The organism is Streptococcus parasanguinis (assembly GCF_001578955.1).
Taxonomy (GTDB): domain Bacteria; phylum Bacillota; class Bacilli; order Lactobacillales; family Streptococcaceae; genus Streptococcus; species Streptococcus parasanguinis_U.
In genome coordinates this window covers 189,819-204,946 of record NZ_KQ969691.1, presented here as the reverse complement: position 1 = coordinate 204,946, position 15,128 = coordinate 189,819, and the positions used below count along the sequence as shown (strand labels likewise).

Annotated in this window: 17 protein-coding genes; 15 read left to right on the top strand and 2 right to left on the bottom strand. The window is 38.8% G+C overall.

Features of this window, described 5'->3' with window-relative positions; translation table 11 throughout:
- The 10 genes from SPADD19_RS12845 to SPADD19_RS07720 form a co-directional block, all read left to right on the top strand.
- Positions 1–414, top strand: a 414-nt coding sequence (locus tag SPADD19_RS12845; protein ID WP_277619475.1) for a uroporphyrinogen decarboxylase family protein, incomplete at its 5' end; no start/stop codon positions are given.
- Positions 415–441: 27 nt separating this feature from the next.
- Positions 442–1,320 carry a transporter substrate-binding domain-containing protein gene (locus SPADD19_RS07760; RefSeq protein ID WP_003004175.1) on the top strand — a complete coding sequence of 293 codons (879 nt, stop codon included), beginning with the start codon at positions 442–444 and terminating at the stop codon, positions 1,318–1,320.
- 66 nt (positions 1,321–1,386) lie between these two features.
- Positions 1,387–2,079, top strand: coding sequence for an amino acid ABC transporter permease (locus tag SPADD19_RS07755; RefSeq protein WP_049489360.1), 693 nt, complete (start codon positions 1,387–1,389; stop codon positions 2,077–2,079).
- A 3-nt stretch (positions 2,080–2,082) separates the two neighbouring features.
- On the top strand, positions 2,083–2,769 hold the full coding sequence (locus SPADD19_RS07750) for an amino acid ABC transporter permease (RefSeq protein ID WP_061455717.1): 687 nt from the start codon (positions 2,083–2,085) through the stop codon (positions 2,767–2,769).
- Between the two features lie 19 nt (positions 2,770–2,788).
- Positions 2,789–3,553, top strand: a complete 765-nt coding sequence (locus SPADD19_RS07745; RefSeq protein WP_061455716.1) for an amino acid ABC transporter ATP-binding protein — start codon at positions 2,789–2,791, stop codon at positions 3,551–3,553.
- 108 nt (positions 3,554–3,661) lie between these two features.
- On the top strand, positions 3,662–4,060 hold the full coding sequence (locus tag SPADD19_RS07740) for a DUF1310 family protein (protein WP_061455715.1): 399 nt from the start codon (positions 3,662–3,664) through the stop codon (positions 4,058–4,060).
- Positions 4,061–4,246: 186 nt separating this feature from the next.
- On the top strand, positions 4,247–4,630 hold the full coding sequence (locus SPADD19_RS07735; RefSeq protein ID WP_061455714.1) for a DUF1310 family protein: 384 nt from the start codon (positions 4,247–4,249) through the stop codon (positions 4,628–4,630).
- On the top strand, positions 4,630–6,222 hold the full coding sequence (locus SPADD19_RS07730; protein ID WP_061455713.1) for a lipase family protein: 1,593 nt from the start codon (positions 4,630–4,632) through the stop codon (positions 6,220–6,222). The genes SPADD19_RS07735 and SPADD19_RS07730 overlap by 1 nt, the downstream gene beginning before the upstream one ends.
- Positions 6,201–6,581, top strand: coding sequence for a hypothetical protein (locus SPADD19_RS07725; protein WP_061455712.1), 381 nt, complete (start codon positions 6,201–6,203; stop codon positions 6,579–6,581). The genes SPADD19_RS07730 and SPADD19_RS07725 overlap by 22 nt, the downstream gene beginning before the upstream one ends.
- An 18-nt stretch (positions 6,582–6,599) precedes the next feature.
- On the top strand, positions 6,600–6,899 hold the full coding sequence (locus SPADD19_RS07720; protein WP_061455711.1) for a hypothetical protein: 300 nt from the start codon (positions 6,600–6,602) through the stop codon (positions 6,897–6,899).
- A gap of 160 nt (positions 6,900–7,059) precedes the next feature.
- Here the strand turns inward: SPADD19_RS07720 and SPADD19_RS07715 are convergent, their stop codons facing one another.
- Both SPADD19_RS07715 and SPADD19_RS07710 read right to left on the bottom strand, forming a co-directional pair.
- A complete protein-coding gene (locus SPADD19_RS07715) occupies positions 7,060–8,157 on the bottom strand; it encodes a restriction endonuclease subunit S (RefSeq protein WP_061455710.1) in 1,098 nt (365 codons plus the stop codon).
- Entirely contained in the window at positions 8,150–10,042 is a 1,893-nt protein-coding gene (locus tag SPADD19_RS07710; protein WP_061455709.1) for an HsdM family class I SAM-dependent methyltransferase, read from the bottom strand. Before SPADD19_RS07710 ends, SPADD19_RS07715 begins: the two co-directional genes overlap by 8 nt.
- A 325-nt stretch (positions 10,043–10,367) precedes the next feature.
- Here SPADD19_RS07710 and SPADD19_RS07705 point away from each other — a divergent pair, with 325 nt between their 5' ends.
- The 5 genes from SPADD19_RS07705 (at position 10,368) to SPADD19_RS07685 (ending at position 15,067) form a co-directional block, all read left to right on the top strand.
- Entirely contained in the window at positions 10,368–11,285 is a 918-nt protein-coding gene (locus SPADD19_RS07705) for an IS1595 family transposase (protein ID WP_061455708.1), read from the top strand.
- Positions 11,275–11,727 carry a hypothetical protein gene (locus SPADD19_RS07700; RefSeq protein ID WP_061455707.1) on the top strand — a complete coding sequence of 151 codons (453 nt, stop codon included), beginning with the start codon at positions 11,275–11,277 and terminating at the stop codon, positions 11,725–11,727. The genes SPADD19_RS07705 and SPADD19_RS07700 overlap by 11 nt, the downstream gene beginning before the upstream one ends.
- Positions 11,724–12,011 (top strand): hypothetical protein, encoded by a 288-nt coding sequence (locus SPADD19_RS07695; protein ID WP_061455706.1) that lies wholly within the window; start codon positions 11,724–11,726, stop codon positions 12,009–12,011. The genes SPADD19_RS07700 and SPADD19_RS07695 overlap by 4 nt, the downstream gene beginning before the upstream one ends.
- The gene (locus SPADD19_RS07690; RefSeq protein ID WP_061455705.1) at positions 12,004–12,546 is read left to right on the top strand and encodes a DUF6036 family nucleotidyltransferase; all 543 of its coding nucleotides are present in this window, start codon (positions 12,004–12,006) and stop codon (positions 12,544–12,546) included. The genes SPADD19_RS07695 and SPADD19_RS07690 overlap by 8 nt, the downstream gene beginning before the upstream one ends.
- A 391-nt stretch (positions 12,547–12,937) precedes the next feature.
- Positions 12,938–15,067, top strand: a complete 2,130-nt coding sequence (locus SPADD19_RS07685) for an AAA family ATPase (RefSeq protein ID WP_061455704.1) — start codon at positions 12,938–12,940, stop codon at positions 15,065–15,067.
- The last annotated feature ends 61 nt before the right edge of the window (positions 15,068–15,128 follow it).

Sequence of the window (15,128 nt, the reverse complement as noted above, 5' to 3'; positions counted from 1 at the left end):
ACACAAGAAGTTTATAAAAACATTATTGCACCGAGTGAACTCCATGTCCTAGAGGCAGCTAATGAAGCCGGTGGCGTAAATATCCTTCATATCTGTGGTTACGAAGGAGCTCGCAATGATATCCATCTCTTCACAGACTACCCAGCCCAAGTCATTAACTGGGCAGTCGGACCAGAAGGAATCAGCCTAGCAGAAGGACGCGAAATCTTTGGTGGACGCACGGTTCTTGGTGGTTTTGAAAATGGCAAAAATGGTCTTCTCTACACAGGAGACAAGGCTGCGATTCAAGCAGAAACCAAACGCATCATCGCAGAAACAGGAACGACAGGATTGGTCATTGGTGCCGATTGTACCATTCCAAGTGACATTGATGAAGAACGAATCGAATGGGTTCGTGAAGCTGCAGCAGAATAAGGAAAATAGAAAGAGGGAGAACAGAGTATGAGTAAAAAAACATGGATTATCGGTGGGGTGGCAGTTCTCGCCATTGCAGGTGCAACCATTCTTGGACGGAGCTTGAACCATGCAAACGACAGCAAAGGTTCAACAGGATCGAACAAGGTAACAACCTTGAAAGTAGCCCACACTCAAAACTATGTACCGTATGATTTCGTTGATGAAAAAGGAGAATCAGATGGCTATGAAGTAGCCGTTCTCAAAGCCATTGACGAAAAACTACCAGACTACAAGTTTGAGTACACTGGAACAAGTGATGACGATCTCTTAATCGGTCTAGAATCTGGTAAATACGATATCGGAACCAAAGGAGCTTGGTATACCGAAGAACGTGCTAAGAAATTTATCATTCCAAAAGAACCAATCGGAGCAAGTATCATCGGATTTACTGTTCGGAAAGAAGATGCGAATAAATACAAGAATATCGATGACTTCGCTAAAGAAAAAGGAAAATTGGTTCCAATTTCACCACAAAATGCGCAGTGGAATGTTATTAAAGAATACAATGAAAAGCATAAAGACCAACAAATCGAATTAACAGCTGCGGAATCTTTCAAAGTCGCAGATGCCTATGCTTGGGTTCTTGAAGGACGTTACGATGCCTTCTTTGACATCAAACTTTCCTTTGAAAAAGCTGTCACAGATAAAGATGGTTCTTACCACCAATATGCGGACAAATTGAGCTGGTTTGCCTACAAAGGAATTCCAACTTACCCATTGATCCATAAGGATAAGAAAAACGAAAAATTTGCGGAAGCATACAGCAAGGCTATCAAAGAATTAGAAAAAGATGGCACACTTGCTAAATTGTCGAAAAAATATTTCGGTGAAGATGTCTTCAGTTATGTAGATAAAGAGAAATAAGATGGAACTGGGTGCGCATAGCCCCAGCTTCCTTATTTCTATACGGATACAGAAAGGAAAAGAAACATGGTCTCATACGACATTTCCAAGGTCTGGTCATTTCTTCCAACCTTGGTCCAAGCTCTACCAGCGACCCTAGCTTTGATGGTGTTAACGACGCTTCTTGGTTCGGCATTTGGCTTAGTTTTGACCTGGGCACAAGTATCAGAAGATAAGGTAGGAGCGGGTCTAGCCAAAGGCTATGTCTTTACCTTGCGTTGTACCCCTCCGATTGTCTTGCTCTTTTTGGTCTTTTATGGACTGCCCCAATTTTTGAACTGGTGGTTGGGCATTGACATTGACCACTGGTCCAAGTTTGTCTTTGTCCTGGTTGCCATGTTTCTTCTCTTTGCCGCTATGATCTCTGAGGTCTTCAAGGCAGCCTATTTGGCCATTCCAAAAGGTCAGATGGAAGCGGGCTTGAGTATCGGCTTGACGCCAGCTCAAACCATTTGGCGGATTGTCCTTCCCCAAGCCTTTCGCGTGGCTCTTCCAAATATGACGACTGCCATCTTGAACCTCATGCGCGATGCCGCTTTGGCTTATACCATTGGCTTTATCGATATCATGGGAGCAGGCAACAACTTGATCAGCCGCAATCTTGGGAATTATTCCCTCGAAACGTATACAGCTGTAGCAGTGATCTACTGGGGAATCGCCCTTGTGATCTCCTTCTCCGCTCAACTCCTTGAGAAACGACTCAGTGTAACAGAAAGGTAGCTTATGGATTTCAATTTTATTAGTAAAACATTTCTAGCCACCTTGGGTGGTGTGCCAGTGACCCTTCTGATCATGGTCGTGTCGATCCTCTTGAGTTTTCTTCCAGCCCTCTTTTTGGCACTCGGTCAGATTTATAAGGTCAAAGGTGTTCGCAGTTTCTCAGTGATTTACTTAGCCTTTATCCGCGCGACGCCTCCGATTCTCTTGATTCTCTTCTTTTATAGTCTCTTCCCTAGCCTCTTAAATAGCTTTTTTAAGAGTATGGGCAGTCACTTTAATGTCTTTGAGATCAATCCCATTTACTATGCCTTTATCATCTTTAGCTTGATGACAACGGGGAGTCTGGCTGAAATTCTCCGGTCAGCTATTCTGACGGTGAATAAGGGCCAGCTAGAAGCAGCGCAAGCCATTGGTTTGACTAATCGCCAAGCCTATATCCGCATTGTTTTTCCACAAGCCTTGCGTGCAGCCCTTCCCAATTTGTGTAACTTGGTTATCAACTTGGTCAAAGGAACCTCCCTTGTCTTTGTCATGACCATCAAGGATATCACCACCATTGCCAAGGTCGAAGCCTCTTATGGCTATCAATATTTTGAATCCTATCTAGTGATTTTTATTCTTTATATTGTCATTTGTGGGGTGATTCAGTGGGGATTCAATCACTTAGAAAAACGCCTGACACTCGCATAGAAGAAGGAGAAATAAGAAGATGTTAGAAGTAGAACACGTATCGAAAAAATTTAAGGACCACCAGGTCCTGGTAGATGTTAATCTCAAGGTCAACCAAGGGGATGTGGTCGTTATTTTGGGGCCATCTGGATCAGGAAAAACAACCTTCCTTCGCTGCCTTAACCACTTGGAAAAGGCAGATACAGGGCACCTCACCCTAGGTGGAAAAGAGTATGACCTCTCAAAACTCAGCAAAAAAGAGATTCTAGAAATCCGCCAAAAGACAGCCTTTGTCTTCCAGCATTACAATCTCTTCGCTAACAAAACAGCGCTTGAAAATATTTTAGAAGGCCTAGTTGTAGCTCGTAAGATTCCAAAAGAAGAAGCCATCCAACGGGCAGAATCAGCCCTTGAAAAAGTTGGTCTCCTCGCTTACAAGGATTACTATCCTTCGCGATTGTCAGGTGGCCAGCAGCAACGGATCGGAATCGCGCGTGCCATTGCAGTGAAACCAGACGTAATCTTACTGGACGAGCCGACTTCAGCGCTAGACCCAGAGTTGGTCGGTGACGTCTTAGATGTCATGAAGCAATTGGCCCAAGAAGGAGTGACCATGGTTGTCGTAACCCATGAGATGGGCTTTGCGCGTGATGTGGCCAACCACGTTATCTTTATGGATGGCGGACACATCATCGAAGAAAATGAACCGCATGAATTCTTTAATAGTCCAAAGGAAGAGCGAACCAAACAATTCCTTTCACGGATTTTATCCGATGCTACCTACAGTGTCGAATATATGATTTAACAGGAGACACACCCAGTAAGGGTGTGTTTTTTAGGATCTGGAAAAAATTTTTAAAAATTGGCTCATTTTTTAAAAATCATTACGAATAATATAAGTGAGAGGGAACATATGACTGATAAAAAACAACGATTAGTGCTACTATTTTTACTGACTTTATTTCTAGGAGGTTGCAGTCTTTTTACGGATAAAGCTGCTGAGAGAAGGGAAATGATTCAGATCGCAGAAAGCACGAAAATGGAGCGAGCGATAAAACACTTGTTAATCAGTATCGATCCTAAAGCTTTCACTTCAGAAGGGGTCATTCACTCCTATACCCTGATAAAAGGTGAATTGAAATACAATCCAATGGGAGGGATGAATATCACTCTCGTTATCAATGGCGATAAAAAGTTAACGATCGATACGACTGTTCAAATGGAAGATTCAGGACAGTTCGAAGCAGGTAGTTACGGTATTTCAGCAAAATTAAGTGATCTGTTAAGTGAAGCAGAAGAGGATGGGAAATAAACTCATTCAGGTAAAAAACCCTAATATAAGTAAATAGAAACAATTCTGAATCAAAGCTGGTATGTTACATCAATAGCTAGTGCTTGTAACGATTTGGCAATATTTTTTAACAAAAGTAACATTTCAGGTATGAATAGAATTTTGTATAATAAATTCTAAGAAACCTGAAGAAAGAATGGGAAGAAGATGAAAAAAAGTAAATTAATTGTGTTAGTTATGATACTATTTGGTTTAAGTTTGGGAGGTTGTAGCTTTTTTAATGGACAATCTGCCAAGAAACAAGAAATGATTCAAATCGCAGAGAGTAAGAAAGCAAAAGATGTGATTGAAAATTTATTAAGGCAAGAAGATCCAAACGCATTTACAGATAAAGGAGTTATAAAAAGTTACAAGATAAATGAAAATTCATTGAAGTATAATCCAATGGGAGGATTAATAATAAAAGTTATAATCAATGATGATAGTAACCTAACAATTACAACAACTTTAACAGAGGAATCAGATGGCAAATTTGAACAAAATGGTTATGTCATCTCAGGAGAATTATCAGATGAATTAAGAGGTAAATAATGGCTTTTGATAAATCATTTTCAGATGAAATAAAGAAAGAAATTGCGTATAAAGAGTATGAGATAGAAAGCTATAATCAAGATGTACGATTGAAAACCGGAGAATACATTGGCAATGTCGCTCACATCTATGATAATGTAAATGACAATGAGGAGCAGGTCTTCGTTCTTACTAACAATGGTCAAGGCGAAAAACAAAAAGCAGTCCCCTATACTGCTTCAGATGATGCGCGCGCCCAGATCCATGACGTGACAGTTTTGATGAAGGGATCTGAAACTGAAATAAGTACACAAAAATTACTCCATGATACATTTACAGATTGGGTAGGGACAGATTTGCCAGCAGCTTCCAATATTTTGAACCCTGGTGGTGCAAGTGAGTATGCAACCGAATATGCGAAGAATTATGCGCGAGATAAGGCTAAAGATAGTTTTAACAATGCTGTAGAAGCTTTTGAAGATGCAATTATTCCTACATCTGTTAATCTTCCACCGGAGGCCACTCCCGTTGGTAGGTTCATACAAAAAGCGATGGACAATCCTGTCAGCAATTTCGTACAGGAAAAAGCATCAGATATGGTCGGCTTTTTTGCAGAAAGAACAGCCGAAGAACAGGTTAAATTTCCTGCTTTAATGGGAGCTGCTTTTTTAAAAAAATACAATGATGAAAACGGGACTTTCCCGCCTCCGCAATTTAAAGATGCTGCAGCTCATTTGAAAGAGGTGATCCGAAAATACCCTAATGCCAAGATCGATCTATACGGTCACTCTCTGGGGTCTATGAATATTCAGTATGCTCTTGCCTGCTTGACGGAAGAGGAAGCTTCTCATATTGGGACCGTCCATTTATATAATGGTCCTAATGCCTATTCCATCTTAACACCCGAGCAAAAAGCGCGTATAGATTCGCTGAAGTACAAAATCTACAATCACATTGACCATAAAGATTTGGTTAGTTTGGGATATCAGGATTCTGGAAGCAAGGAATCCAGTGGAATTGTCAAGCACCTCAAAACTAAGAATTTGAAAAATATTGGCCTGCAGCACATGATGCATGGTTATATCTATGATAAAAATGGGAATTTGGTTCTTGAAAAGGGAACGGAAGCCATTACTCGGAAGGAAATCATTGAAGAGCGGATGAAGGTTTACTATCGCCTAAAGGATAAATTGCAAAAAACAGGTGGTGGACTGAGCTCAAGTGAACGGATCTATCTGGATGCTTTGCAGGCGCGCTTGGCTTCTGATGAGCTGATTCGAGTAGTGGATGAAGGGCTGGAGCAAGCTCAGAAATCTAAGGCACAACTGGATACAGATTTAGAAGCTTTGGAGAAAGTATTACAGACTGTTCCGAAAGGCTTCATTCTCAATCTTGCGGAAGTAGAAGAGGCTTATGCACAGGCCGGTGCAACAAGGCAAACAGTTGTCACTGAAGTAAGAGAAAGGTTTGACAATCGTTTGGCTGCATATCAGTCCTTATCAAATGAATTTCATACTTTAAACGAGCAAGTGAATGCAGGAATTGAGCTCTTAAAAGCAAAAGATCAAGAAATAGCAGGAGAAATGAACCAGTGGGAACAACTAGCTTATTAATTTCATCTACTCTTTCGAAAAAGGAAAAGAAACTAGATCACTTGGAAAGAGAGTTTCAAAAAGCGCGCTTGGAGCTAGATGAAAAGCGTTGCCTAGTGGAAAGAAAACAGCAGCTCTTTACCCAGATGCTGGAAGAAGAATATGCGATGGCAGCTTCCTTTTTACAAAAGCAGGCGGTTGATGTCAGTTGTGGATGGGAGTCCCTCCATCGCTGTATCGAAGAGTATGATCTCGAAGCTAGAGAAGCTGCACAAGTAGCCCTAAAACAGATCGAAATCGAGGAAGAGAATTTATGGCAATCCTACCGGAAAGATAGACGTCAACTGGAAGAGGAGTTTGCACAAGATAAAGTTTCATAGTATAGAAGAGGAGGAAGTATGGGTGATAGTCCAGTCAAAGATTTCTTTGATTTAGATATGAAAGATAAGATGAAGATCATCGAAAGCCGAAAGAAACTTGAAAAAGATTTAATCCGGGTTGTCTATGCGCCCGTTTTATTGACCTGCAAGGCAGGAGTTGAGAAGCGTTACAATGATGGATTGACTGCGATTACAACAGTAGCCGAAGAAGACGTCCAGGTAGTTGGAAAACAACTGGACCAATCCATGGTGGGGCAATTTGCTAAAAATGTACAGACAGCTATTCAAGAAAAAGCTGGGAAATTTAAATCTATCTAGCCAAGAACATCCATTTAAATATGGAATCTGGAGTGACATCCAGATTTTTTTAATAAATTTAAAAAAAGGGAACTATATACCAGTTTACACCAACTACAAGATATAGTATTTCCAATAATATCAAAAAAGACGACTTCCTTTCGGAAATCGTCTTTTATTGTTAGATGTTCTCTGAAAAGGGCAGGGATTTAATATAATTTTCAATCCATTTCCAATCAACTTCTTTATTGTTGTTTACCGGTAAAAATAATTGTGTGGTTTTGATTAAATCCATCTTAAATGCCCGTCCATACGAATACCTATATCTTTCTTTATTAAGTAAGGTTTGGACAAACAGACCAGTGTATTTGTCTAACCATTTAGCTCTAATTACAACAATGTGGTCGCCTGCAACAAAGCGATTAGGTTGATAGGAAATCGTTGAGGTTGTATCTCCTACGACAAGAGCATTTCCTTCTTCAACACCACTTTCTTCATCTTTAGAAACCCATCCATCTACGGAATTGTTTAACTCTGTTCTACTGACAAATGGCAATTTACTTGGTTTTCGATTTTTAGAAAAATCCATATCAATTTTTGCATGGGCTTTAGCTTTGTATATCTCAATACCTAGTTCTTCTAATGTAAATGAACCCCAGTTTTGGGAAGAAATATCAGCATAAGTGTTTCTTTTAGTTTTAGGCAGTTTATACTTTAGTGATTTGATGAAGTTTTCCATAAAATCCCAATCTGGTATAAAACCAGAATCTGAGAATCGTTTACTTACATCAAGAATGGGTTCTCCATTGGCATCTTTTTGAATAGGAAGTTTTAATTTGGAGTATTTCATTCTTTTTGGACGCCATTTCCGTCCGTACCCCCATCTGTATCTGTCGTGCATTATGACTGTCGCAACGAATAATGCTGTAAATTCATTGAAATCACCGTCAATACGATATAAGGGATTAACATCATGGCTACAAGTAAATGGTTTATCTTGGTAATAAGCGTAACCAACAGAACCATTATTAGTAACACAGAGAGCGTGTGGTGCGAATAATTTAACATCTAATTCTTGATTAGGTTCATCTCCTGTTTTAGAAGCTGATTCAATCTCTTCTATTGTGAAATAATCTGTCACTCCATTATTCTTATCAGTTGCTCCTATAAATGGAATAGTTCCTTCTCCGCTTGATTCAGGTTTCTTATTATAAAAACCATTTTCCATGCGAAACACTTTTGGAAAATCAAAAAATTCCCAATCTTGAGTATCAATCATCGCCATATTCTCCTTCTTTTACTAAGAAAGATAGATAGTGATTTATAGTTTGTTGAAAATCATTAGAATTAAGTGTAGAATAATCAGTTTCCATATAGGCTTCAGCAAGCCATTCGTCTTCATAGCTGACCTTCTTCATAACAGACATCCCAGCTACTTCACGTTTATTTCTGTACAACGATAGCCACTTAGATTTTTCCTGTTCCCATAAGCTATCTTCGTTATCATCTACCCTCTCAACACGACCTAAACCTTTCCTTTTGATAAATTTATCATCTTTAAAGTATCCAAAGAAAGTATCCTTATCGGACTTAGCATGATTTTGAGACAAATCAAATATCATGCAACAAGCTACAGCAGAAGCACCTGGATAGAATATTTCGTCAGGCAGAGAAAAAACAGCCTCTAAAGTATATTTATCAAGCAGTTTTTTCTTAAGCGATTTAGTTTCTTTGCTGTTGCCAATAGCAGCTTGCATTGGGAGTAAAACAGCAATTTTAGCTGTCTTATTTTTAATAGCCTCATCTTTACCTTGTCCAGTTACTTGACGTGCTACCCATTCAACAAAGTGAAGTCCTTTTGAAGGGTCTTGAGTCACCTTTGAAGACCATTTTTTGACATAATCAGGATCACAACTTTTTTTGGTCGCATTATATGGTGGATTCATAAGTACAACGTCTACATTAGCATCTGTAATCCACTTACCCTTATTAAACATGGAAGCTTGAATAATATTTGAGTTTCCATCACCGTGTATCAACATATTTGTAGATGACAGACCAAATGCTCCATCTTCATATTCTATACCAAAAATTTGATTCTTTCTAACAGCATCACGTTGATCCTCAGTATCACAATCATCCATAGCATCTGTCATAGCACGTACTAAAAAAGCACCACTCCCGCAACATGGGTCAAGTACACGAGAATTTTTATTAACATTTACAATCTTACTCATAAAATCACAGATATGGTCTGGTGTAAAAGCCTGATTCTTATCTGACTTCCCTACATATTTATTAAAAGTCGTAAAGAAAAGATTTAATAAATCCTGACCTGCTGTATTTTTATCATTGATATAAGGGATAATATTGTTATCTATATAGGCTAATAAAGCTTTTAATTCTTGATAACTCAAGCTGGTTACATCTTGGTCTTCTAAGACTTTATTATTAAGTATTGCTAACTTTCCTACTTTATTTAAATCCCCGCCTTGAGATAGTAATCCCTCTAAAATATTTTTGATACTTTTTAGGATAACTTGTTCGGGAGACAGGTCGTTTCCATTCGTATCTTTTGTTGCTTTTATCCCTTCATAAACTAGTCCATTTTTAAGAGCAAGTAAACATGTTCCAACAAATTGACTTCGCAATTTTTCATTTATACCATCAGAATGCAGTAGTTCATTCAGTGTTTTAATTGAATCCACCACTTTTAGTTTATCGTTTACTTTGCCAAAACATAACTCTTCATATTCCTCAAAAGATAGAATATTTGTCAGCTCATTATTCATGTGCTCATCGTCTATAATGACTGATTGACCATACCATGTCCAAACATCGTTGCCCTCTGTTTCTGCTAAAATTGCTACAATTTTCCTGTCAGAATATGCTTTTTCGTATTTTACATACTCTTGTAGTTGCTGTTGAATTTCAGCTTTATCCCAATTATCAAATCTGTTTTTAGTTTCAACTAAAATAGCCAACCGGTCATTCTCAAAACGAATATCTAAGTAGTTATGTTTTTTCTTTGAATTACTATTTCTGTATTCAGAAATAGATTTACCAACAGATTTCAAAGCTTTAGAGTAACTAAACTCGCCATTTTCAAGATTAGAAGAATAAAAATCTCTACCAATTTTATCAATAATTTCAAAACACCTCATTATTGCACCTCGAAATTATTGATAAAATAAATAGCTTCTTCATAAATACATAAAAAAGCCTGTTTTAGAGGTTGACAAAAAAGACCGTCACTTACATAATCAGCGGTAGCTGGTAGCTGGTAGCTGGTAGCTGGTAGCTGGTAGCTGGTAGCTGGTAGCTGGTAGCTGGTAGCTGTATTGCGTTCATACCAATCATTTCCTTTACTTTTTGATAGTTCTATTATATCAAAAAAGGCAGTCTTTTGTCTAGTAGTTTATTACACAAACTGTTGACAATTATGTTTTATAGTGCTATAATAGATTTCAAGATAAAGGAGTACCAGTTATGAAGTTTGAATTTAAGTCATTATTTGATTTACAATCTGCTTTTCCTGACGAGCAATCATGTATTGACCATTTGGAAAATATGATTTGGGGCGATGTGATTATCAGCCCTTTTGATGCTACTTCAAAAGTCTATAAATGCAAAGGGAACAAATACCGTTGCAAGAATACTGGTAAATACTTCAATGTCAAGACAGGTACTCTCTTTGACAATACTAAAATTGAATTGCGTAAATGGTTCATGGCGATTTGGCTTGTCACTTCTCATAAAAAAGGTATCTCCTCTGTTCAGCTTTCTAAGGATATAGGGGTTACACAAAAGACAGCGTGGTTTATGCTAGAGCGTATTCGTAAATGCTTTGGTTCTGAAAATGACAACGACCTTGATAATGTGGTAGAAGTTGATGAGACATATATTGGTGGCAAAAATAAAAACCGTCATAACTCTAAGAAAGTCAAAAATGCACAAGGTCGTTCCTTGAAAGATAAATCAGCAGTTGTCGGTATGGTACAACGTCAAGGTAAAGTCAATGCTCACCACGTTCCTGATACAAAGACAAAAACATTGACGGAACAAATCGTAAAATACGTGAAAGAAACTGCTCAGCTTTACACAGATGAATGGCTGGGTTATAATAAAGTGGCAAAAATGTATCAACACGACTATGTTAATCATGGTGCAAGAGAGTATGTCGTAGGTGATGTTTATACAAATACCATTGAAGGATTTTGGGCTGGTTTGAAACGAGGGGTTTTAGGTATCTACCACTCATGGTCTAAGAAGCATCTTCAAGATTATGTGGATGAATTTGTTTTTCGATACAACACTCGTGATTATTCTGACACTCAACGTTTTAATCTCTTGCTCTCTAGCGCTAGCGTTCGTACAAAATACAAGGAGTTAATCTATGGTTACTAATGCACAGACTGACCTACATTTTGAACTAGAGCGTACTATCTCTCGTAGGGTAGATAGCAAGTTAATTCCCTATCAGGTCAGTATCTCTGATAGTTTTTACGAGAAATACACAAAACTCTGGAAAAAGAAATTTTCAGTAGATTTTGTTATTGAACACCGTCCATTTTACGCTCAACTAACCAAAAATTGTATCTATGATACCTTGGAAAAGGTGGATAGGAAAAGTTTATCCAAGCACTTGGCAGAACTAGAAGCATTGGTGGATATTTCTGAAACCAAAGAAGATTTTTATATGTACTTTGAAAAGAAGTATACGAAACCCTTACCTGATTTTAGTGATTACATGAATCAGAAGAAAAAGGAATTATCTGAGTTTGATAAAAAACTGTGGATAGCATTACATTTTAACCCTAAAGAGAGTAAGAAGGGAGATAGCCAATGACAACTTGGTATGATTACATGGTTCGTGCTAGCGAGCATTCCCAAAAAGATGGCGATTTATGGTTTCGTTACCTCTATAAGGTTATTCAGGACGAGGAGACTAAGTTAAGTTCTGATGATGTGGAGCAGTTGTTGAAAAATCCGACCTTAACTCCTTTTCAAAAGATAACGCTACAAGATGCCTTGACAGATGGCACTCATACCAGAGAGCATGTCTTACAAGCAAATCGTAAAAGTCAGCCAAAGGATATTCTAAAGCTGTTTAGAGAGGGAAATTATGGATAAGAAAGTTTTATTTGAAGCACTCAATACAGAACTAGCCAAGGAAAATATAGACCTAGAAATTATCTGTGTTGGTGGTTTTGTTCTGGAGTATTACAATCTACGAGGGACACAAGATGTCGATGCCTTTTATCAAGAAGATGCCAAAATCAGAAGCATTATTGAGAAAGTTGGTAATGATTTCGGAGTGAACGAGCCTGAAGAACTGTGGTTAAACAATAATGTTGCCAATATGAATAGAATACCACCACGCTCTATCTGTGAGAAGGCGTATAGCTATTCAAACCTGACTGTCCTTGTACCACCACTTTCTTACATTCTTGGAATGAAATTAGAAAGCGGACGAGATAGAGACAGGCAGGATGCTGGGGACATTATTAAGCTGGTTAAAATTCGTTCCATAAAAGACGTTATTCACAAGCTCAAAGAATACGGTTTTCAACCAGACATTTCACTGATATTGGAAGTATTCGAAATAGCCTATGGTATGGAATGGTTAGCAGAATACATGACCGAACACCCAGACGAATTTAGATAAACCAAAAGACGATTTTCGCTTGGAAATCGTCTTTTTTTGTATTCTCGTAAATACTATATCTTGCGTTTGGTGTAAACAGGTATATAATTCCCTAAAAAAATTATGTAAAAAAGTGTTGACAAAGAAATCAGTCTGCGTTATAATAATTTATGTAAACAAAAAGAGGTTGGAAAAACCTACTGGTTTACAGGATCAATAGTGGAAAGGAGATGGTGAGATGCTATTTCCAGAATTAAGACAACTAATTGATAAAAGGAAAAATAGAAACCGTTAGCCTGTAGGGCTATTATTAAATAAATAAATTAAAATTATGTAAACAATCGAACAGCAGCCAAATGGTCTGCTAATTTTCAAGAATGAATTAAAATTATGTAAATTAGAGGTATACAATATGAATAACAACTTTAACAATATGGATGATCTTTTCAATCAACTAATGGGAAATATGGGTGGTTTTCGTTCTGAAAGCCGTCGCTACATGATCAACGGTCGTGAAGTGACACCTGAAGAATTCGCAGTTTACCGCCAAACTGGTCAACTTCCAAATGAAGGAAGCGAGCAAGTGCAACACCATCAAGGTAAGGGAATGAAACAAGATGGGATCCTTGCAAAACTTGGTCGCAACTTGACCGAAGAAGCTCGTGAAGGAAAATTGGATCCGGTCATCGGACGTAATAAAGAAATTCAAGAAACTGCTGAAATCTTGTCTCGTCGTACCAAGAACAATCCTGTCCTTGTAGGGGATGCCGGTGTTGGTAAAACAGCAGTTGTAGAAGGTTTGGCACAAGCTATTGTGAACGGAGATGTTCCAGCTGCTATCAAGAACAAAGAAATCATCTCGATTGATATTTCTGGTCTAGAAGCTGGTACGCAATACCGTGGTAGCTTTGAAGAAAATATTCAAAATCTGATCCAAGAAGTCAAGGCTATGGGAAATGTTATTCTCTTCTTTGATGAAATCCATCAAATTCTTGGTGCAGGTAGCACAGGTGATGGTCAAGGGTCTAAAGGTCTTGCGGATATTATCAAACCTGCCCTTTCACGTGGGGAATTGACAGTCATTGGGGCAACTACTCAAGATGAATACCGTAACACCATCTTGAAGAATGCGGCTCTTGCTCGTCGTTTCAACGAAGTGAAAGTCAATGCTCCATCAGCTGAAGATACTTTCAAGATTCTCCAAGGGATCCGCGATCTTTACGAAAAACACCACAATGTCATCTTGCCAGATGAAGTTTTGAAAGCAGCGGTTGATTATTCGATCCAATACATTCCACAACGTAGCTTGCCTGATAAGGCCATTGACTTGGTCGATGTGACAGCTGCTCACTTGGCAGCCCAACATCCTGTAACAGATGTCCATGCTGTGGAACATGAAATTGAAGAAGAAAAAACCAAACAAGAAGAAGCTGCGGCTAAAGAAGATTACGAAGCAGCTTTGAAAGCAAAAGTTCGTATCGAAGAACTTGAAAAGAAAATTGCCAACCACACAGAAGACCATAAGGTAACAGCAACAATCAACGATGTGGCTGAATCTGTAGAACGGATGACGGGTATTCCAGTTTCTCAAATGGGTGCAACCGATATCGAACGTTTGAAAGATATGGGTCACCGTTTGCAAACTAAGGTTATCGGTCAAGATAAAGCCGTTGAAGCAGTGGCGCGTGCTATCCGTCGGAACCGTGCAGGATTTGACGAAGGGAACCGTCCAATCGGTAGCTTCCTCTTTGTAGGTCCTACTGGTGTCGGTAAGACTGAGTTGGCTAAACAATTGGCGCTTGATATGTTCGGTACCAAAGATGCGATCATTCGTTTGGACATGTCAGAATATAGCGACCGCACAGCTGTTTCTAAATTGATTGGTACGACAGCTGGTTATGTTGGATATGATGACAATAGCAATACCTTGACAGAACGTGTTCGCCGTAACCCATACTCTATCGTCCTTCTTGATGAAATTGAAAAGGCGGATCCTCAAGTGATCACCCTTCTCCTTCAAGTCTTGGATGATGGTCGTTTGACAGATGGTCAAGGGAACACGGTCAACTTCAAGAACACTGTGATTATCGCCACTTCAAACGCTGGCTTTGGTTACGAAGCCAACTTGACAGAAGATGCGGATAAACCAGAACTCATGGATCGTTTGAAACCTTACTTCCGTCCAGAATTCCTCAACCGTTTCAACGCTGTGATTGAATTCTCACACTTGAGCAAGGAAGACCTTTCTAAGATTGTTGATTTGATGTTGGTAGATGTCAATAAGACCCTTTCTAAGAAAGAAATCGACTTGGCAGTGAGCGATGCAGCTAAAGAATACATGACTGAAGAAGGTTATGATGAAGTGATGGGTGTTCGTCCACTCCGTCGGGTAGTTGAACAACAAATCCGTGACAAAGTCACAGACTTCCACTTGGATAACTTGGATGCCAAACATCTTGAAGCTGACATGGAAGATGGTGTCCTTGTGATCAGAGAAAAAGACACAAAGAAGGAAGAAAACACTGATAAACAAGCAGACTAAGGCGAATTAGTTTGTGAAAAATAGAGGCTGCTATCATATAGCAGTCTTTATTTTTTCTTCC